This window comes from Nostoc sp. XA010 (genome assembly GCF_020829625.1).
In the GTDB taxonomy this organism is placed as follows: Bacteria; Cyanobacteriota; Cyanobacteriia; order Cyanobacteriales; family Nostocaceae; genus Nostoc.
In genome coordinates, this window is sequence record NZ_JAIVFX010000044.1 from 1 (window position 1) to 19,945 (window position 19,945).

General features: G+C 43.0%; 11 protein-coding genes. 2 read left to right on the forward strand and 9 right to left on the reverse strand.

What is annotated here, in order from left to right; all coding sequences use genetic code 11:
- Positions 1 to 109: 109 nt before the first annotated feature.
- From LC608_RS31695 to LC608_RS31705, 3 genes are all read right to left on the reverse strand, one after another.
- The gene (locus tag LC608_RS31695) at positions 110 to 1,492 is read right to left on the reverse strand and encodes a CHAT domain-containing protein (RefSeq protein ID WP_229557358.1); all 1,383 of its coding nucleotides are present in this window, start codon (positions 1,490 to 1,492) and stop codon (positions 110 to 112) included.
- 99 nt (positions 1,493 to 1,591) lie between these two features.
- Complete coding sequence (locus tag LC608_RS31700; RefSeq protein ID WP_229557359.1) at positions 1,592 to 2,350, reverse strand: hypothetical protein; 759 nt, start codon at positions 2,348 to 2,350, stop codon at positions 1,592 to 1,594.
- A gap of 12 nt (positions 2,351 to 2,362) precedes the next feature.
- Positions 2,363 to 4,618 (reverse strand): filamentous hemagglutinin N-terminal domain-containing protein, encoded by a 2,256-nt coding sequence (locus tag LC608_RS31705; protein WP_229557360.1) that lies wholly within the window; start codon positions 4,616 to 4,618, stop codon positions 2,363 to 2,365.
- A gap of 208 nt (positions 4,619 to 4,826) precedes the next feature.
- Here LC608_RS31705 and LC608_RS31710 point away from each other — a divergent pair, with 208 nt between their 5' ends.
- Positions 4,827 to 5,621 (forward strand): class I SAM-dependent methyltransferase, encoded by a 795-nt coding sequence (locus LC608_RS31710; RefSeq protein ID WP_229557361.1) that lies wholly within the window; start codon positions 4,827 to 4,829, stop codon positions 5,619 to 5,621.
- 99 nt (positions 5,622 to 5,720) lie between these two features.
- Complete coding sequence (locus LC608_RS31715) at positions 5,721 to 6,662, forward strand: hypothetical protein (protein WP_229557362.1); 942 nt, start codon at positions 5,721 to 5,723, stop codon at positions 6,660 to 6,662.
- A 704-nt stretch (positions 6,663 to 7,366) separates the two neighbouring features.
- On the opposite strand, the gene LC608_RS31720 is transcribed toward LC608_RS31715, so the two are convergent.
- The 6 genes from LC608_RS31720 to LC608_RS31745 form a co-directional block, all read right to left on the reverse strand.
- Positions 7,367 to 9,988: a CHAT domain-containing protein gene (locus LC608_RS31720; RefSeq protein ID WP_229557376.1), complete on the reverse strand. Its 2,622-nt coding sequence runs from the start codon at positions 9,986 to 9,988 to the stop codon at positions 7,367 to 7,369.
- A gap of 71 nt (positions 9,989 to 10,059) precedes the next feature.
- Entirely contained in the window at positions 10,060 to 14,733 is a 4,674-nt protein-coding gene (locus LC608_RS31725) for a filamentous hemagglutinin N-terminal domain-containing protein (protein ID WP_229557363.1), read from the reverse strand.
- Between the two features lie 199 nt (positions 14,734 to 14,932).
- Positions 14,933 to 16,438 (reverse strand): HlyD family efflux transporter periplasmic adaptor subunit, encoded by a 1,506-nt coding sequence (locus LC608_RS31730; protein ID WP_229557377.1) that lies wholly within the window; start codon positions 16,436 to 16,438, stop codon positions 14,933 to 14,935.
- Positions 16,439 to 16,550: 112 nt separating this feature from the next.
- On the reverse strand, positions 16,551 to 16,829 hold the full coding sequence (locus tag LC608_RS31735) for a hypothetical protein (RefSeq protein WP_229557364.1): 279 nt from the start codon (positions 16,827 to 16,829) through the stop codon (positions 16,551 to 16,553).
- A 292-nt stretch (positions 16,830 to 17,121) separates the two neighbouring features.
- Positions 17,122 to 19,341: a peptidase domain-containing ABC transporter gene (locus tag LC608_RS31740; protein ID WP_229557365.1), complete on the reverse strand. Its 2,220-nt coding sequence runs from the start codon at positions 19,339 to 19,341 to the stop codon at positions 17,122 to 17,124.
- 135 nt (positions 19,342 to 19,476) lie between these two features.
- Positions 19,477 to 19,878 carry a hypothetical protein gene (locus LC608_RS31745; RefSeq protein WP_229557366.1) on the reverse strand — a complete coding sequence of 134 codons (402 nt, stop codon included), beginning with the start codon at positions 19,876 to 19,878 and terminating at the stop codon, positions 19,477 to 19,479.
- Between the last annotated feature and the right edge of the window lie 67 nt (positions 19,879 to 19,945).

A 19,945-nucleotide genomic window follows, 5' to 3' on the forward strand; every position in this document is an offset into this window, starting at 1 on the left:
CAAAATCGAATCATCATTGAATTTACTACAAATTGGGGTGGGATAGGCTGCCGTTGGCAGCCTATCCCACCCCCCTAACAATGATTATCATTCTTAGTAACTGTATATTTTATTTTCTGGAAGTCCCTAACTCAATTGCATCTTGACTATTTTCAGTTTTACCTCTGATTAAGCTGTCAAAGTCTCTAATATTAATTAGCTTGTCATAGGCAACCAGTACTGTTTTGAGTGGGTCAGAACTAAATTGACCGTGGGTAGAAATATGTACAATAGGAAAATTATTTTGAGTTAGTTCTTCTTTGAATCTTTTAAGGGTAAATTTATTGTCTAACAAGGCAACTGACGATTTAGTTTGTTTTTCTACATTTTCTATTTCTTGTTTAGATGGGAGCAAATTCTCCATGTTTTTAGGTGCATTTGGATCTGTAGAACTGGGGCTAAGTTTTGATAGTCCAGCTATTAAAGCTATCATCTGATTTTGATGCAAGGCTCTAGGTTGTCTAATTCTGGAACCTAAAGTTACTGCAATACTGTAACGCTCTATTAAATAATGTTTTCCATCATATAACAATGCCATTGGTATGCTTTGGAAAGATTTATCTAAAGTGAATACGAGTGTTCCTGATGTGGGTAGATATGTTTTAATTGGTGCAATTAGCTTTTCAAAAATTTCTTTAGAATAAGTAGTAATGCTACTTTCGCTAACCTCAGAAAACTTCTCATTTTGTAAAGATTCTAAAAGATGATCTATCTGGAATCGAACTAGTTTAGATTCAATAGAATGGTGGTGAAGTGAGCCATTTGTTGACTGAGCAATTACTTCTATAGTATCCCCTAAATCAATAATATGAATTACTGTTGGAGCGCTCTTAAGATTCTGAAGTTGATTCAAAGCAACAAGGTCAAGCTTGCCACATCTGAGAAAGTTTTCTAACCGTGCTATCTGTAATCCTTCATTTATCTCTATTACTCTTTTTAAATCAGGATTAGGTGATGTTAAGAGCAATTGCATATAATTACGATATGTCGGCTCCATTTCTGACTGAAAAGAGAACTGCAAATCTCCGTTAGTTGACAAAAGACTATCACGCACTTCAGTCATGTTTGTGATCGCAGCATTATAGTTCTGAATCGCTAACTCAGTTTTTCCCTGCTTTTGGTAAATGAGTCCTAACTGCTGCTGCCATTGGTAGGCGATATCCAAAGCCCGAATTGATTGAGCGAATCCTAAAGCCTTCTTAAAATATGCCTGTTTTTGTTCTGTTTGAGTTGATAATTTACCTAAAGTACCAAAACTATAGGATAACCATCGGATACTATTTATAGTTTCAGCCATTTTCAAGGCTAATTTAGCATATCGAATCGCTACTGATTTCAATTGTTCATCTGGGATCTGGCTGAGGTTATTAGCAAAATTCAACCGAGCATGAATAGATGGCTCAGGTGATAACTCCAAAAAGGCAGAATAATTTTCATCTATTTGATTTACCAATACTCGGATTTGTTGATTAACTTTCTGATGAAGGCTCGCTTGATTTGGTTGATGACTAAGCCATTTTTCCCAACTTATCAGTAAAGTTAAGTGATTCAACTAAGATTGGAGTTTAGCTGATTTTGAGATATTTGGTATATTTTCTAGTATTTGGTAATACAAGAGTGACTTTTGCGCCTTTTGTGGAATAATATTAGCAATCTGCTCTCGAAAAAATGGTTCCTCTATCCAAGAATATTTTTCTTGTAATTGCTGATAAATTGATTGTTCGATATTACCCAGAGACAGATAAATCCCACTAATCTTTGATGAGGATACAAGCTTCGCCAGCGTTAATGTTTCTTGTAAAACTGTTTGAGATTCATTTAATTTCCCTAAAATCCGCAATACTTCTCCTAGATTCTGTAATCCAAGCAAGTTAACTGATGTTGGTTTCTGCTTACCGATTACTGCGGTCAGTTGCTCTTGTTGAGCAGGAGATGGTTGCTGCAAAGCCGTATCGCAAATACCTAGATTTACATTCAACTTTAAAGCTTCTAAAAGTGTATTGCAAGCTTGTTTGTGTAATCCTAATACTTGGAAAGCAAGGTTTTGATTAATTAGGCTTTCTGTAATTCCCTCTTGATCGTTTAGTCGGCGATAAATTTTTGTAGATTCCTGCCAAGTTTTTAAAGCTTCATTCGCCTGATCTAGAGCTAATTGTTCGTGACCTGAAGAAGTCAGGGATGCCGCTTGATTTTTGAGAAATTCTTTTTCTTTTTTTACAGTCTGGGCAGGGGAAGATGATTGAATTAAAATTATAGACAGCCCTAGAATGCCTGAGAAAAAATATTTAAAGCAACATTGAGGTGAGATCATTTTTATATCTTTTTACCACTGAGATCCTGAAAAACAAGAACTTGCAGATAGTGAAGCATTATCCCATGCTGGATTTGCTTGGTCTGTCGTCAAAACTAAATTACCTTGAGAATCCCGAATCAAAACGTTGGCTTCTATGATTTGTGTAGCTTGGTTACTTATTAATGATTTTGGATTATGTGAATTATTAAAAGCTGGAACTGGAACAGAGCTACTTTGCTCAACATTGTTATACATCAGGTTGTTAGGCTTAGATTGGATATTGCGAGTATTACTAACTCGAAAACTACTTACTTCTGTGCCTGCTCGTGCCTGACAGACTGGGGTGATTTGAGGAGTTATTGGAATTAATTCTGTTTTTAATTGAGTAGGGTAAATGTTAGTATCAGCGATGTTGTATTTAACCGTACCGTTAATTCCGTACTTGGAACTAGCTGTAATCAAGCTATCAGGAGAAAAGAAAAGTCCTTGAGCATTAATTGTGATATTCCCACCACTACCCTCAAAGGCATTTGCGGTGATGCTGCTATTTTTTATTGCAACTAGGATATCTGTGTTGATAGTGATGTTGCCGCCGTCGCCATTACCCCCAGCAGTTGCAGTAATGATACTGTCACGTAATTGTAAGTCACCAGAGTGTAAGAAAATGTCGCCTCCTTCGCCATTTGTGCCGCCCTCTGTGCCAGCTGTGATAGTACCTCTGTCTAGACTGATACTGTCTGCTTTGATTCGGAGGGTTCCTGCATTCCCTTGTCCTGGCTGAAAGTTGAGATTTTTTTGAACTTTTACACCACCAATATTTACTCTCGCACCATCAGTAACAGTTAATCGTTCTGCTTCGATTGTCAGATTTCCGGCCTTTCCAGTTCCTCCAGTTCGAGCTGATATTCTGCTAGGAGAATTACCAGTTAATGACTTTCCGGTTACTTGCACTTTTTCGTCAGCAGTGATGGATACGTTGCCTCCCGAACCCTGCCCAAATGTGCCTGATGATATCACTCCTCCAGAGCGTAGACTTAACCGCGCAGTTTCAATCTTGATGTTACCGCCAGATCCGGTAGATCCTCGTTGGGCCAAACTTGTTATGGAACTGCCTGCATTCGCTGTTGGTTTTCGCAGCACTTCTACTGAATCATGAGCTAAAACCTCTATGGAACCAGCATTTCCGAAGCCATACGTACCAGCAGCGATCCCTGCTCCATCCCGGACATTTAACCGCCCAGTTTCAATATTGATGTTGCCACCAGCTCCGGTAGCTCTTGGGTAAACTAGGCTCGATATACCAGTGTTGAAAAACGAATCAACTTCTGGTAATCCCACCAGGTTCACTGAATCTGAAGCATTAATTTTTAATGTTCCTCCCGTTCCTGCTCCTAATGTGCTGGACTCAATCTGAGAACCACCGTCTAGCATTAGCTTCATGGCTTGTATTTGAATATTGCCACCACCATTCCCACTAGCATCAACTGCTGCTGCTCCAGACAACTGGATCTCTCCAAAGGCTGAGATGCCTGAATATCCCAATGTCCAGCCTTTATCTGTAGGAATCAGATTGACCAAACCCGCTCCAGCCACGCTGCCTAATTCAATCTGTCCCCCTGTTGTTTTAAGCGTTCCGCGTGAGAGTACTATATCACCACCCACTAAAGCTAAGGTTTGATTTGGCTGCACGCGCAGACCAGAACTAGTATCTATGAGGTCTGAAGTTTTTCTTATACCTTGACCGTCTCCAAAGACGCGAATATTTCCAGCATTTGTCCCAAATCCTAATCCCACAGGCACGCTCACTGTCAACAGAGGTTCTGCACCACTAAGGGGTTTAGCATCGAAGGAAATGCCATCAGTAAATTTAATATTACTGGCAGTAGTGCCGAAAAACGAGCCGCCAATGTTCAGTGAAGCATTCAACCCAAAAATAATCCCATTGGGATTAATAAGAAATACGTTGGCTATGCCGTTAGCTCGAATTAAACCATCAATATTAGATATTGTGCTACCCGTCACTCTTGTCAAAATGTTTTGGATGTCTGGGGCATTTTTGAAGTAGACTGCGCTTCCTGTGGGTACAGAAAACTGTCCAAAGCTATGGAACAAATTGCTTCCGACTTGGGTTCCTCCCGTTATCGCACTGGTATTATTATCCTCTCGTGTGACGCTAGAGTTGACTCTCAGGGTTGCATCGGGAACAATTTGTGCTGCAATTGGCTCCCAAGGCAATAAACAAAACAAAGTACTGCCCTTAATAAGCCAGGATAAAGCTTTTGTCATAAATCATGGGAAAAGTTTCTCGGTTGGTTTCTAAATTATTTTTAGTACAGACTTGCACCCTGCACCCGAATGACTACCAATGATACAGATTAATAGTAGCGGTAGCGTCTTGTCAAATTGGATTGGAGACAGAGGCTTTTTCTCTAGGGCTAAAACTGTTAATATTTTCTAAAATCCGAGCGAAAGTGATCGGGAGTAAAATACGTTTGTGGATTTATCAGTGATGAACAGAAAACGTAGTGAGTCCTTTAATGAAGTTGCAGAAATCTATGATGCAGCACGCCCTAGCTATCCATCTCAATTGATCGAAGATGTAATTGAGATGGCTAATCTTCCCGATTCAGCTTCAATTTTAGATATTGGAACAGGGACAGGTAAGGGAACTGTTCCATTTGCTGAAAAGGGCTACGCTATCTACTGTTTAGAGCCAGGTGAAAGACTGATTGCAATAGCATCTCAAAATATGCGTTTATATCCAAAGGTGACATTTGAGACAGTTACTTTAGAGGATTGGAACTTACGCCCAAAAGCCTTTGATTTAGCAATATCTGCCCAAGCCTTTCATTGGGTAAATCGTGAGAAAGGGTATCCAAAAGTTGCACAAGCTTTAAAAGAAAAAGGTTATATTGCGTTTTTTTGGAATTTCTCTATTTTACCAGATACTTCAATATTTCAAGCGCTCAAACAAACATTTCAAAAATATGTACTTACAACGATATCTAATGATAAACCATCCTCAGTTGAATCACTAATCAAAAAAAGAGAAAATTGGATATTAAATAGTTTTTGTTTCAACAACCTAGTGGTTAAACAATATCCTTGGTCTATTAATTATGATGCAGAGCAATATCTAGACCTTCTGAAAACTCAAACTGCGTATCAAAAATTTACTGAAACTGAAAAGCAGGATTTCTCTGATGCCATTATACAGATATTAAATGCTCACGGTGGATATGTTACTAAACCCTACTTATCGGTTCTTTTCTTTGCTCAAAAAATTTAAATAAGCCTTTTACTTCTAAACAAAACTTAATATCGAGTGTGGGTTACAACTCATCTCAAACCCGATGAGTAAAAACTACAGGTTTCAACCTAGACGACAATGAACAAACCACCATCTAGACGCAAGAAAATTACCCCCGGGACATCTGAGGAACCAAAGCTAGCAACCGACCCTGCTCAGGAAAATACTTCTTTGCACGAAAACCCAGCTTCAGCAACTATCACGGTTACGGCTGTTGAAGTAAAAGAGTTGACCGACCAAGAACAAAGCTTACGCTTGCAATTGGAACGCCGTGTAGAACGTGCATTTTTAGAAGCGGGTCAGGCGTTAATGGAGTTGAGAGACAGACGGCTATACCGTTCCACGCACCGAACTTTTGAGGAATACTGCCGCGAACGCTTTGGTTACAGCCGTGATGCAGCGTACTTGAAGATTTCGGCTACTGCTGTTTACGAGAATCTTCAAAAGTTTTTGCCGACCAATGGTCAGCAAATTCCAATGCCGACCAACGAACGACAACTGCGGTTTTTGGCAAAAGCTGAGTTGGAACCGGCCGTACAAGCGAATGTATGGCAACAAGCAGTAGAGCAAGCAGGCAATAAGATTCCATCTGGTCGGATAGTGAAAGATGTTGTGGATAGGATACGCGGAAGCACGAAAGTACCCAATCCTCACCACATTGGGGAAATATGCATTCTTCTGCCCAAAGATAACCCAGACTTGAGAGGTAAAGCGGGTTATTGGGGAGTAGTCAGCCACGTTGGAGAATACAATTGTACAGTCCAGACCTGGGACTGCGACTACACCATAAAAATCGAACAGATGAAATCACTAAAATTGCTTGATGAAGATTGCTTTTTCATGCAGCAGTTATGTGTGAGGTTACGGCAGTTGCATCAAGTGGCCAGCCGTGACGAAGCTGTGGATTGGCTGTTGCAGGGGTTGGGTAAGCAAGCCAAACCGTATCTATCATCCTTGCAGGCAAAGCTGCTGGCGGCTGTTGAAAGGGAGTACAACCTTGTGTGGAGACAGCCAAAGTAAACTTGATCGTTAATGCAACAATTGAAAAATTACCTGATTGTATGAAAGCGGTGAGCGAACGCGAACTGCGTCTGGTAGAGTTGCCATGCCGTTAGACTTATCGCTTCAATGAAAGAATAGAACTCAATACTTGTTGCAATTGATGAGGTTAAATTTAAAAAGCCCCGATAAAAGTTCAGGGCTTTGCTTTATATGAGGTTTATTAAATGCCAGCCGAAAATTTGTGCCAGCGCTTTTCTATAGAAATAATCATCCCTGAATCGCTTGCTTAAAGATAGCGGAGAACTACCCATTTTTTACCTGTTTTACCTGGGTAGTCATTTAATAAAGTTAAAAGAATTGCATATATCTCCACTCTGCGATGGCGTACCCGCCATGAACCGGTGGCGTTCGTCGAACGCGAGTACGTCTCGTAGAGAAGACGTGCCGAACGCGAGTGCGTTCCTCAGGAAAGGCATTGCCTCTCGAACGCGAGTGCGTCTCTGAAAGAGAAGAGAAGGTATCGCTTGCAGGTAAAATTCCGCTGCGGTATGGTATTTGGTTAAAGCAGGGCAGATATATCTAGGTCATGGGGAGTGTCCTTTTATAGCCGCCATAACCGGACAGTCTACAACGCTTGAAGCCCCATTCTCTCGTTGATAGTGGCATCACCGTGCCAAACCGGGTTAAAGGGGGTGATCTTTTCAATAAGTGCATAGGCTTTGTCAAAGCCAGTTACCAACTAAAACGTAAGGTGCCCAGTAGCCAGGACGACTGTAATTGGGATAATCTTTTAACAACTTTGCTTGGGCACGACGCAAGGCTTCAGCCTTTGTCACCTTAGTTTTAACTAACTCACGATAAAATTCACCAATTAAGATAGCAGTAGATTTATCACTGATATGCCACAGTGAAGCCAAGGTACTACGGGCGCCAGCTTTCACGGATGCTCCTGCTAGCCCTAGCGTAGCGCGATTGTCACCAACAGCAGTTTGGCAAGCACTTAACACCAGCATTTCCAAGGCTTCTGAGCGAGTTTGATCCCGACGGCGCAGCAGGCTATCAAATTGCGTAACGTTGATCGGGCCATCAGCAGCAAGTATAAAAGTATTTTCAGCACGGGAGCTAAATTGACCGTGAGTTGCCAGATGTAACACATTAAATGGCACAGCATTCACCTTACTCTCTAGGTTTTTGCTGTTGAAGTCTCGATCTAGTAACTGGGTGGTAGACGCGATCGCTTGGGAAATAGAATTGAATTCTGATTTAATTTCTGGTAACGGTGGAAATTGCTGTTGAAAGTCTTTTGGTGGTTGTACTAACCCGGCAGCTAGTACGTTGAGTTTTGTTTGTGTCAAGGGTTTGGGTGCAATTAACTGAAGTCCCAAACTGAGTGCTACAGCATATTTTTCTACCAGATATTGCTGACCGTCATACAACACAGCCATTGGCACGTTTCGCAATATTCCATCCAGTACAAATACAAGGGTTTTAACTCCACTTTCTTGTAAATCTGACTCAATTTCTTTGATTAACCACCCATAGACTTCCTGTGACAGCCCTTGCACTTCTTCAGTTCTGTCAGGTTCTAAAAGATACTCTCTGAGTTTTATTATAATACCTTCTACTTCTTTCTGTGACTTGTTTACTGTATAATTACGCAGTGGCTGTTTAGGAATTTTGACAATCACTTGGAGTTGAGAAGGCAGAATAATTGGATAAATGATTGCGGCTGTAGGATTATCTTTATCTACCACTGTGTCAAGCAAAACAGTTTTGGCATTAATGCAAGCTTCCCGGAAAAAATTGTCTAATTCGGCCAGTTGCAGTGCTTCAATCCTCTGTCTAGCTTTGTCTAGGGTTAGTTCGCTCGGATGAGTTTGCTGGAACTGCAACAATAATTCTACGGACTCTCGATATACAGGTTCGACACTTTCTTTAAAGGAAAACTGGACATCTCGATTCACAACCACTAAGTCACTACGGAGAATCTGCAACTCACTGACAGCTGTATCATAGGCGGCAATAGCGTTTTTAATCTCTCCCTGCTGTTTTAACAAGCGTCCTAACTGCCAATGCCAACGATAAGCGATATCTGGGGCATTGATTGTTTGGGCTATGTTCAGTGCCTGTTGGGTGAGGTTCTGGGCAATTGACCATTGTTTAGTTTGCTCGTATACACTGCCCAGAGTCCCTTGGGCAAAGCTCTCGGCTCGTTTATCTGCCAAATCTTGAGCTTGTTGCAAGGCGAACGCGCAGATTTGAGCGATCGCTTGGGGTGTAGTCCCAAATTTCATCAAGCTTTGAGCTAAATTAATCTGGGCATAAATAGTTGTCACAGAAGCAGGTAGTTGTGCCAGTTGAGTTTGGATTTGCGGCAATAGTGTCTGCACGGCGGCTGTTTGTCCCGTGTTTACTAGCAAGTTCAACTGATTAATTTGAGCCTGGACTTTGGTAATCGAGTTAGGAGCGATCGCAGCAGCTTGTTGATAGAACACTATTGCCCCTTTCAAGTCTTGCTGTCCTTGTGCCGTGTTGCCTAAACTGAACAAAGCAGCGCTCACATCCTGGGGAGAATCCAATTCTTGGGCAATTGACAAACTTTGCTGTAATACCCGACGGGATTGATCCAAATCTCCGGCTAATTGTAAAGCATCCCCAAAAGACCGTAATTCTACTGCTTTATTCAGTGAGTTGGGTTTTAATTGTAACTCCTCCTGCAATTGAGTCAAGATGGTCAAACCCCGACGGTAAAATCCCAAAACTTGCCATGCTTGTGCTTGATTAATGCGATCGCGGGTAATGCCATTTTGATCACCTAATTGCTTATAGCTCACTTCCGCACGTTGCCAGGTATTGAGTGCCTGTTGGGCTTGTCCCAAGTCTAGTTGAATACTACCTTGAATATCCAGAATTGGAGCCAGAACCTGAAGATTTTGGGCAGTAGAGGATTTTTCGAGCAACTTCAAGCTAGCTGTAATTGCCTGTTGCGCTTGTGTCAAATTACCTAGTTTTTGATATGCCAATGCTAAATTACTTAATGCCACAGCTTGCCGCAATTCATTGCCTTGGCTGCTATAACTTTTAACTGCTTGTTGCAAAACTTTAACCGCTTCTGCAAACTGTCCTGCCTCATACAGCACTTTACCCTTTTGCAGCAAATCTTGTGTTTGTGCAGGATTTTCGATTGACACTCCAAGAGTTGCGATATGTTGTGTCTCTACAGTTGCAGCAACAGGAGAAGCAATAACACACAAAAAAGCTGTCACCAGAACCAAGAGAATGAAAACAGGCAAGTCATGGATTTTAGAGAAACGAATGTACGATATATTACAGACGTTACCCATCCGTTGCCACTTATTGTTTTTATCACTGTTGCGTTTCATGGGAATTCCTCCCCTACTCTTAGGGTAACGAATTATTGACTACAGGAAATGGCAGAGGGAATAGAAGAACTTTGTGCATATTGAGCCACAAGAATGACATCACCATTAGCATCGACAATCCATCCTTGAGCCTCCACAATCTGATTAGTAGGTTCTTTATCCGTAATTTCCACAGCTAATTTATCCGTTACTTTCTCTGTTGCTTGTGGGGGCAAATCTACCCAACCTGTAATCACTGCTCGTCCCCGCAACGGTTCATTAGGACTTTGGGGTAATCCACCGCGTCCTGTAGCGATAAAACGACTGGCGTTTTGTCCTCTTGTGGGAGTGCAACCTTGGGCAATTTGTTGGGATGCATCCACCAGGTTGGAGGGTAGTTGAATTAAGCCGCGACTGGGGTCAGTATCTGGACTGTTGATAGTTACTTCCCCACTCACTCCCAATTCCGAACTCGCTGTAATGTCGCTCTTTTCGGTTGGGCTTTTTTGCGGAAGAATACCGAAAATACCGTTTGTTGTAATGTCAACTCTACCACCAATCCCTGTAAAGGCGTTAGCGCTGATATCGCTATTTTCGTTAGGAACTGCAACGATAAATTTTGAGTTGATATTGATGTTACCGCCATTGCCACCTAATTTTTCTGTACCTGCGTTGGTGGAGATTTGACTGTTGCGACGGAGTAAGAGTAAATCGCTGTTGACGTTAATATTACCACCGTTACCAGATGCAGATTGGGCGTTGAGTACGCCTTGGTTATCTAAGGTAACTTTGGGTGAGGAGACGATAATATCTCCAGCAGTACCCGTTATACTTTGGGAGTTAACGAACAAGCCACTGTTAACGTTTGAACTACTGCCAGAAATGGTGAAAAAATCAGCAGCATTAACTTTAATTGTGCCTGCATTCCCTTGTCCACGGGTTGAGGCAATAAGTTGAGCGCCATTTTGTAACGAGAAGGAAGCAGAATCGATAGTAATGTTACCCCCATTGCCAACTGTCCCCGTTGACACCCGGCTGAGAATCCCAGTAAAAAGACCGTTTTTCTCCCCAGCAATATTAACTGACCCAGTAACATTAACATTCACATTCCCCGCATCCCCCCGTCCTGCTGGCGCTGTTGCAGATGCTTCACGAGTTAGGGTTAGCAGTTGAGCGCCATCTTTTAGTGATAGTGTTGTAGCTAAGATATCGATATTACCACCTTTACCTACACCCCCGGCTTCTACCGTGCTAAAGATGTTACCATTTGCGAGGTCAACAGCATCTCGTGCCCGCACTGTCACATTCCCCGCATTTCCTTGTCCCGAAGTTGAGGCTTGAAGTCCAGCGCGATCGCGTAATGACAAAGAAGCAGAATCGATAGTAATGTTACCCCCATTGCCAACTGTCCCCATTGACACCTGGCTGGAAATCCCACTAACAGAACCGTTTTTCTCCCCAGCAATATTAACAGCACCAGTAACATTCACATTCACATTCCCCGCATCCCCCCGTCCTGCTGGCGCTGTTGCAGATGCTTCACGAGTAGCGGTTAGCAGTTGAGCGCTATCTTTTAGTAATAGTGTTGCAGCTAAGATATCGATATTGCCACCTTTACCCACACCCCCGGCTGATACCGTGCTAAAGATGTTACCATTTGCGAGGTCAACAGCATCTCGTGCCTGCACTGTCACATTCCCCGCATTTCCTTGTCCCGAAGTTGAGGCAGTAAGTTGAGCGCGATCTTGTAATGAGAAAGAACCAGAATCGATAGTAATGTTACCCCCATTGCCAACTGTCCCAGTTTCCACACTGCTGAGAATCCCAGTAAAAATACCATTTTTCTCCCCAGCAATATCAACAGCACCAGTAACTTTCACATTGACATTCCCCGCATCCCCCCGTCCTGCTGGCGCTGTTGCAGATGCTTCACTAGTTAGGGTTTGCAGTTGAGCGCCATCTTTTAGCGAGAGGGTTGCAGCTAAGATATCGATATTGCCACCTTTACCCACACCCCCGGCTGATACCGTGCTGAAGATGGCAGCATTATCAGCAAGAGAAACAGCATCTTGTGCCCGCACTGTCACATTCCCCGCATTCCCAAGTCCCGAAGTTAAGGCAGTAAGTTGAGCGCCATCTTTTAGCGAGAGGGTTGCAGCTAAGATATCGATATTGCCACCTTTACCCACACCCCCGGCTGACACTGTACTGAGGATGTAACCGTTTGCAAGTTCAACAGCATTTTTGGCACTCACTGTCACATTCCCCGCATTCCCTTGTCCAAATGTTGAGGCAGTAAGTTGAGCGCGATCGCCTAACGAGAAGGAACCAGAATCGATAGTAATGTTACCCCCATTGCCAACTGTCCCCGTTAACACATTGCTGCCAATCGCACTAACAAAACCGTTTTTCTCCCCAGCAATATTAACTGACCCAGTAACATTAACATTCACATTCCCCGCATCCCCCCGTCCTGCTGGCGCTGTTGCAGATGCTTCACTAGTTAGGGTTTGCAGTTGAGCGCCATCAATTAGTGATAGTGTTGCCGCATTGATGTTGATATTGCCACCTTTACCTACACCCCCTGCTGACACTGTACTGAGGATGGCAGCATTATCTGCAAGAAAAACAGCATCTCGTGCCCGCACTGTCACATTCCCCGCATTCCCAAGTCCCGAAGTTTCGGCAGTAAGTTGAGCGCCATCAATTAATGATAGTGTTGCCGCATTGATGTTGATATTGCCACCTTTACCTACACCTCTTGCTGACACTGTACTGAGGATTTTAGCATTTGCAAGGTCAACAGCATTTTTGGCACTCACTGTCACATTCCCCGCATTCCCTTGTCCAAATGTTGAGGCAACAAGTCGAGCGCGATCGCCTAACGAGAAGGAACCAGAATCGATAGTAATGTTACCCCCATTGCCAACTGTCCCAGTTTCCACCTGGCTGGAAATCCTACTGGTAAAACCGTTTTTCTCCCCAGCAATATTAACTGACCCAGTAACATTAACATTCACATTCCCCGCATCCCCCCGTCCTGCTGGCGCTGTTGCAGATGCACCACGAGTAAGGGTTTGCAGTTGAGCACCATCAATTAATGATAGTGTTGCCGCATTAATGTTGATATTGCCACCTTTACCTACACCCCCTGCTGACACTGTACTGAGGATGGCAGCATTATCTGCAAGAAAAATAGCATCTCGTGCCCGCACTGTCACATTCCCCGCATTCCCAAGTCCCGAAGTTTCGGCAGTAAGTTGAGCGCCATCAATTAATGATAGTGTTGCCGCATTGATGTTGATATTGCCACCTTTACCTACACCCCTTGCTCCCACTGCGCTGAAGATGTAAGCATTACCAGCAAGAGAAACAGCATCTCGTGCCTGCACTGTCACATTCCCCGCATTCCCTTGTCCAAATGTTGAGGCACTAAGTTGAGCGCCATTTTGTAATGAGAAAGAACCAGAATTGATGTTGATATTGCCACCTTTACCTACACTCCCGGCTAATACCGTGCTGAAGATGTAAGCATTACCAGCAAGAGAAACAGCATCTCGTGCCTGCACTGTCACATTCCCCGCATTCCCTTGTCCAAATGTTGAGGCAGTAAGTTGAGCGCGATCACGTAACGAGAATGAACCAGAATCGATAGTAATATTGCCCCCATTACCTTGTGAACCGAAACGCACTTGATTAAAAACTATGCTCTCACCAGCAACGTTGATTGACCCGGTAGCATTCAGCGTAATATCTCCCGCAACAGTTTCAGGTGTCCCCAAACCATCCCCAATACCACCGCTTAAAATACTTCCTGCCAATATTTCTAGATTAGAGGCATTGACTGCAATATTACCGCCACCAGCGCCTTCTACGTATATTGCAGCTTGATTGGTAAGGGATACCGAAGCTCGCGCAACATTCTCAGGAAATCTCAAGCTGAGATTATCGCCATTTACACCCAACGCTACAGTACCAAGTTCCGCCAACCCTCCTAACTCAACTTGCCCACCATAAGCATTTAATTCCCCCCCATCCATGCTGACATTACCACCGACCAGCAGTAAACTTTTACCATCTGGTACTCGCAAACCAAAGACATTAAAAAAGCCTGTTGGGTCTGTTCCTGCTGGTGCAATTGACCTATTTTCAATTCTGCCAGCCTGAAGTTGATTGAACAACAACGCCGAAGGATTAACTGTTAGTAGTGAGGAAGGAGTCTGAGGATTAGTTGCACTAAATTCCAACCCATTGCCAAACACAAAAGAATTCGCCGTACTCGCCACAAACGAACCCGCCACATCCAGCCGTGCATTCTTCCCAAATAAAATCCCATTGGGATTGATCAAAAACAAATTTGCGCCACCATCCACCCCCAAAGTGCCAAGAATATTGGAGATATTACTTCCCGTCACTCGTGTGAGAATATTGGAGATTCCCGTGGGATTGGCAAAATAAACTCGCTGGGATTCTCCGACATTGAATTCACGAAAACTATGGAACAGGTTTGCACCGCGAGTTACTCCACCATCAATCCGGTCAGCCGTCAGTCCTTTAATATTGACATTGGGGGTTCTCGTTGAAGAGTTATCGCCCAATGTTTCATCAGGGGTAATCTGGGCTAAGGCGTAATTTTCGGAACAAAATATGACATGAGCAAGCACTCCAATAATACTAAAAACTCCTAATAAACCTGAGCGCCAATTCCTATCTCCACAGATTGCCATATCAGAACCAGCCTCGCTTGCTCATTTCATACCTGTGAATACGCAATCAATTCCGCCAGGGCTTCGAGCCACATCTTCAAGGGTTTTCAGCTAGCCGTCCTTATAAATTTTTCTACAATTAATTTCAGCAGATATTTTAATTAAATGAGAGTGAAGTTTTTAAAACTTAAAGTTAGGTAATGCTTCGCAAAAGAAAAAGTTACAAATCACTCATCAACCTCGCCTTACGGAGAAAGAATTGCAGTACCGTTTCTTCACGGGAAATAATATCAGCCCTACCCTCCATGCCCAATTGAATGTGACACTGGTTTTTACCTTTACCTAAAACCAGAGTTTCTGGTTCAATAGTCACTTCATAGAAAGCACCAGGCACAGCAGCTTTTGGACTAGTAGTCGCATTAGACATAGATGCATTTGTGCCATTTTTTTGAGGAGCGATCGCATCTGGAGAAATCGCTTGCACTTTACCATTGAGAGTACCATAATCTGGGTAAGGGCAAGCGCTCACCCGCATTTGGACTTTTTGACCAATTTTTAACTTACTCTTATCTTCAGATGCAACGCCTGCTTTGACAACCTGAACTGCATGACTAGGAACAATTTGCAATACTTCCTCGCCAGCACGCACAGTTTGACCTGGGTTTCGCAAATTGAGTTGGGAGATGATCCCATCAGCAGTAGCTGCAATTGTGGTTTGATTCAGGTCAATTTCCACTTGTTTGAGTTCGCTAGTATCACGCTCTAACTGCTTTTCAACTTCAATTCGTTGCTTGATCAGCCCTTGACGTTCCTTTTCTGAAGTCGCCTTGTTGCTTTCCCCTGCGGCTTTTTCTTGAGCGATCCGCTCAGTAGCAACAGTTACTTCTGTATTACTTGGATTTACAGCAACTTGGGCGCGTTGTCTTCTAGCAATGACAGCAGATACTGCTTGTTGTAATCGTTCAATTGTCTGTTTTTGTGCCTCCACTGCTGCTTCTTGCGCCTTTACCGCTTGCTCTTGCTGTTTGGCAGCTAATTGTGATTCTTCCAATTGATCCTTAGATAGTGCCCCTTGGGTGGCTACACTCTCATATCGGTTCTGTTTTGACTGGGCTACACCTAAGGCAGCTTCAGTAGCATGGAGATTCGCTTGTGCTGTTTTTAACTGTGCTTCCCCAGCCTGCAATTCCTCCTGAGCAATTCTGACGTTGGCATCAGCTTCTTGAAGTTCGGAAACAGTGGTAATATTTTTATCTCGATATTCCCGATAGCGACCGCTCAATTCGGCTTGAGCGCCACTAACAATCCTGCTGATGCGGTCGGTTTCGGCTCGAATTTGGCTGTTAAGGGAATTAATCTGAGCATTGATTTGCACTAGTTGTAACTTAGATTGTTGAATACTAGTTTGCAATTGGCTCTTTTTGGTTTGCAGACGGGAGTCGTCGATAGTTGCGATCGCATCTCCTTTTTTGACAACTTGATTTTCTTTGACATAAATGTGCATTACCTTACCTTCAGTTGCCGCTTGCACAATTCGCAATTCACCCGCCGGACGCACAACCGCCTGTCCTTGGACTGTAACCTTATACTTAGTAATAGCAGCGACTGGAACAGCTAGTCCTAGAACGCAGAGAATAAACATTCCACCCCATGTTGTCCAACGACTAATTGGTGGGAGAAATTCGTTAGTTTGAATTGGGGGTAAAAAATTTGTATTGCTCACTATAGTTAGTTTAAATTTTGCATTTGCATCTGTTAAAGTTTTTCTGACAATAAAAGCAGGGATAGACCCTGCTTAAGAAGGAAATATCGCAGAGTTGTGGCTTAATAATTAGCCTTTAATACTCCCACTTTCCTCCGCCCCAAGGTCCAGGCTTACTACCTCCAGTAGGTTTGCCTCCAGTCAAGAGAGAAAGACCAGCAATTGCACCAGCTGTTAATATCGCTGGCCATGATTTTTTGACTACTTTTTTAACCTTTTTCCAAGCATCACCCAATAAACCTCCACCACATAAGTTTTCTTCCTCATCCAAAGAAAGTTCAGTAAAGAGGTCATTGTTTTCAATAGTGGTTATTTGGTCAGACATTGGTTTTTCCTTTGATGCTGATGCATTCATAATTTATTTGACTTATACACAGAGATATTTAAATAAGTAGATAGCTTTGTTAAAATGCAAATTTAATTATCTCTGTTATATTTGTATACGACTGGTTTTGTTTTTTATGCACTTTCAGCAAAGGGTATTTAGAAAAAAATCTTAAGCTTGTAGGAAGCGTTACAATCCGGTTCGGACAAGACTCGATCCAATACTGCTTGGTTAAGCCTAAAAAATAAAAATGTGTAGGTTGGGTTTTGTTCCTCAACCTAACATTTTGCGGGGTTTGTTGGGTAACGCATTGCCTCATACCTTAATTGATGGCAGCAGACTTGCCGTTACGGTGAGCCGGGGAAGATGTTAGCGCCAACGCATCCTGAGAGGGGAAAATATCATCTAGGAAATCTAAATGTTCACCGGGTAAAGAACGCAATTCTTCTGGTGTACCTTGGATTTTTAAGCGTCCTTGTTCTAAAAATACAATTAAATCTGCTCTCTGTATTACCTTGGGACGGTGACTAATCAGAATAGTCGTTTTATCATGACGATGGGATAAAAGTCTATCTAGTACTTGTCTTTCGCTTACTGGGTCAAGTGCGCCTGTAGATTCATCTAAAATTAAGACAGGTGGCTCAGTAACTATTGCTCTAGCTATAGCTAATCTTTGGCGTTGTCCACCGGAAAGATTTGCACCAAATTCTCCTAAGACAGTTTGATATTTATCGGGTAGTTTGCTGATAAATTCATCTGCACCAGCAATTTGACAAGCTCTCACAATTTCTTCAAAACTAATATGAGGATAGCTAAAGTGGAAGTTATCAATAATAGAACGACTCCAGAAGTGGGGTTCTTGGGGAACTAATACCACCTGTTGTCGCAGACATTCTAATGACAAGTCTTGCTGGTTATAGAAACCATAACGAATATTGCCTGACTGAACTTTATATAAACCAGTCATTAGTTTAGCAAGGGTACTTTTACCACAGCCAGATTTGCCAATTAAAGCAATGACTTGACCGCCAGGAATAGTTAAGGAAAAATCTTTTAGTAGCTCAACCCTACCTGCGTGATGGAAGTTCAGTTCAGTGCAGGTAATATCTGCATTACCAGGAAGTTGTGCCCAAGGCTTTTTAAAATCATTTTCGTCTTCTGGGGTAGCATCAATAACTTCTGTCAGGCGTTGAATGACTATCTGGGCAGTGATAAACTCATCTACTAAGCCGATCGCAGCACCTAAGAAGCCCAGAAAATTGCCACTCATGCCGTTATATGCCATCAACTGACCGATTGTTAAGGTGCGATTAATGACTAAATAGCTACCCATCCAAAGGATGCCAATACTAATGAAAGTGGAAAGAATGCCAGTAATTGTACTGCTATAAAGCCCCAGTTTCATCATACTCCAGCCCAGGTTGGCGAGGCGACCATAATTGCCTTGGTATTCTTCCCAGGCTTGGGGAGTGGCTTGGGTAGTTTTTAAGACTTGGACGCCACGAAATGTTTCTACCAAAAAGCCTTGGTTTTCTGTACCAGAAACAATCATATTGCGGGTTTTCTGGCGCATCGCGGGTAGGAAAAGCAAGCTAACAGCCGTAACAATAATAAATGCAACTATGGAAGCTACAGTTAATTCCCAACTGTAAAAGAGCATAAAGCCCAAGGAGATTACAGCAATAAAAAATTGGCTGGGTAATCCCAGGACGATTTGGGAAACTAAGTTATTGATGGCGTTGACATCAGCAATGCGGCTGACGACTTCTCCACTGCGTCGCCCTTCAAAGTAGGATAGAGGTAAATGTAAGAGTTTGCGTCCGTATTCTAGAATTAGTCCTAATTGCAATCTTTGACCGAAATGACCAATGAGATGAGATTGTACTAAGCTAATGGCGCTTCTAATTAAGTTCATGGCGATAACGCCAATAGCAACGGTTGTTAGCAGTTGGGTATCTCCCCGCACTAGGACATCATCGGTGAGGAGTTGCATCATGAAGGGAGATGTCAGAGAAAGCAGTCCAATGGCGATGTTAATAGCGATCGCTTGAGCGAGAATAGAGCGATAAGGCCAAACCCGTTGGATATAACGTCCCAGACCGCCGATTTTATCTGATTCTTGTTGAGCAAAGCGGCTGTCATCTGGAGTCAGTAGTAACATCACCCCATTCCCCCAACCTGCAACTAACTCCTCACGCGTAAGATAACGGATACCAACACCAGGGTCAGCTATGACGTATTTTTTGCCTTTTTGACCATATAATACGACCCAGTGGTAGCCCTTCCAGTGAATAATTGCTGGTAGGGGAGCTTGATCTAATTGGTCGATTAATTTGGGGCTGGCTTTTACTTGACGGGCGTTGAATCCTAGTACTTCTGCACCCCGGCTTAATCCCAAGAGGGAGGTTCCTCTGGAACCTGTGCCTACGGCTTCTCGGATGCGGTTGAGGGTAAAGGTGCGTCCGTGGTATTTGGCGATCGTGGCTAGGCACGCTGCGCCGCAGTCTTCTTCGCTGTGTTGTAGAATTATCTGGTATTTCATTTTCAAGACGAATAGCAAGGCAGAAAGAGATATCGGGGCGAAAGCCCAGATAGACCAGGAATGCAGTTGAAGCTTATGCGAAAAGCTTTAGCTTCAACTGCGCTATTTTTATGACAAGTGCATTACCCAAGAGTATCAAAAAATACTAGATTCTATGACTTTGTAAGTCAGTGTGTATTGGGAACCACTTCCGGATAAGTTTATGGTTGTTGCCTCTTGAAGTCCGTTGATTGTAAAGCCACCCATGGAGTCGTCACGGCTCCAAATGCCATCGCCATCGTAAAGACCAACGAATTCGCCGTTATCGACCGAAACCCTGAGTAGGGGATCGAATTCCTTATTGCTCCCTGCTCCCATGTCAGCGCCCCAGAGCTTACTGCCGTTAACCAGGAGCTTGGTTTCGTCGTCACCTAATATATCTGCACCTGCCTTTACGCAATACAGCCGTTTGATCACAAGTTCGTAAGCCTTGCCGCCACTGATGTTTGCTCCTTCTTCAGGAGTTATTATAGTAAATAATTGTTCTTTGGTAGCCATTATTTTCTCCATTTTAAATTGTTAATTGCTAATTGTTTAGACTTAGGAAATTCACCAATTAGGCACT

Bases quoted from the DNA above. Each gene is read 5' to 3' on its own strand.
- LC608_RS31700 (WP_229557359.1), bottom strand. From the start codon at position 2,350: ATGATCTCACCTCAATGTTGCTTTAAATATTTTTTCTCAGGCATTCTA.
- LC608_RS31705 (WP_229557360.1), bottom strand. From the start codon at position 4,618: ATGACAAAAGCTTTATCCTGGCTTATTAAGGGCAGTACTTTGTTTTGT.
- LC608_RS31715 (WP_229557362.1), top strand. From the start codon at position 5,721: ATGAACAAACCACCATCTAGACGCAAGAAAATTACCCCCGGGACATCT.
- LC608_RS31720 (WP_229557376.1), bottom strand. From the start codon at position 9,988: ATGGGTAACGTCTGTAATATATCGTACATTCGTTTCTCTAAAATCCAT.
- LC608_RS31725 (WP_229557363.1), bottom strand. From the start codon at position 14,733: ATGGCAATCTGTGGAGATAGGAATTGGCGCTCAGGTTTATTAGGAGTT.
- LC608_RS31735 (WP_229557364.1), bottom strand. From the start codon at position 16,829: ATGAATGCATCAGCATCAAAGGAAAAACCAATGTCTGACCAAATAACC.
- LC608_RS31740 (WP_229557365.1), bottom strand. From the start codon at position 19,341: ATGAAATACCAGATAATTCTACAACACAGCGAAGAAGACTGCGGCGCA.
- LC608_RS31745 (WP_229557366.1), bottom strand. From the start codon at position 19,878: ATGGCTACCAAAGAACAATTATTTACTATAATAACTCCTGAAGAAGGA.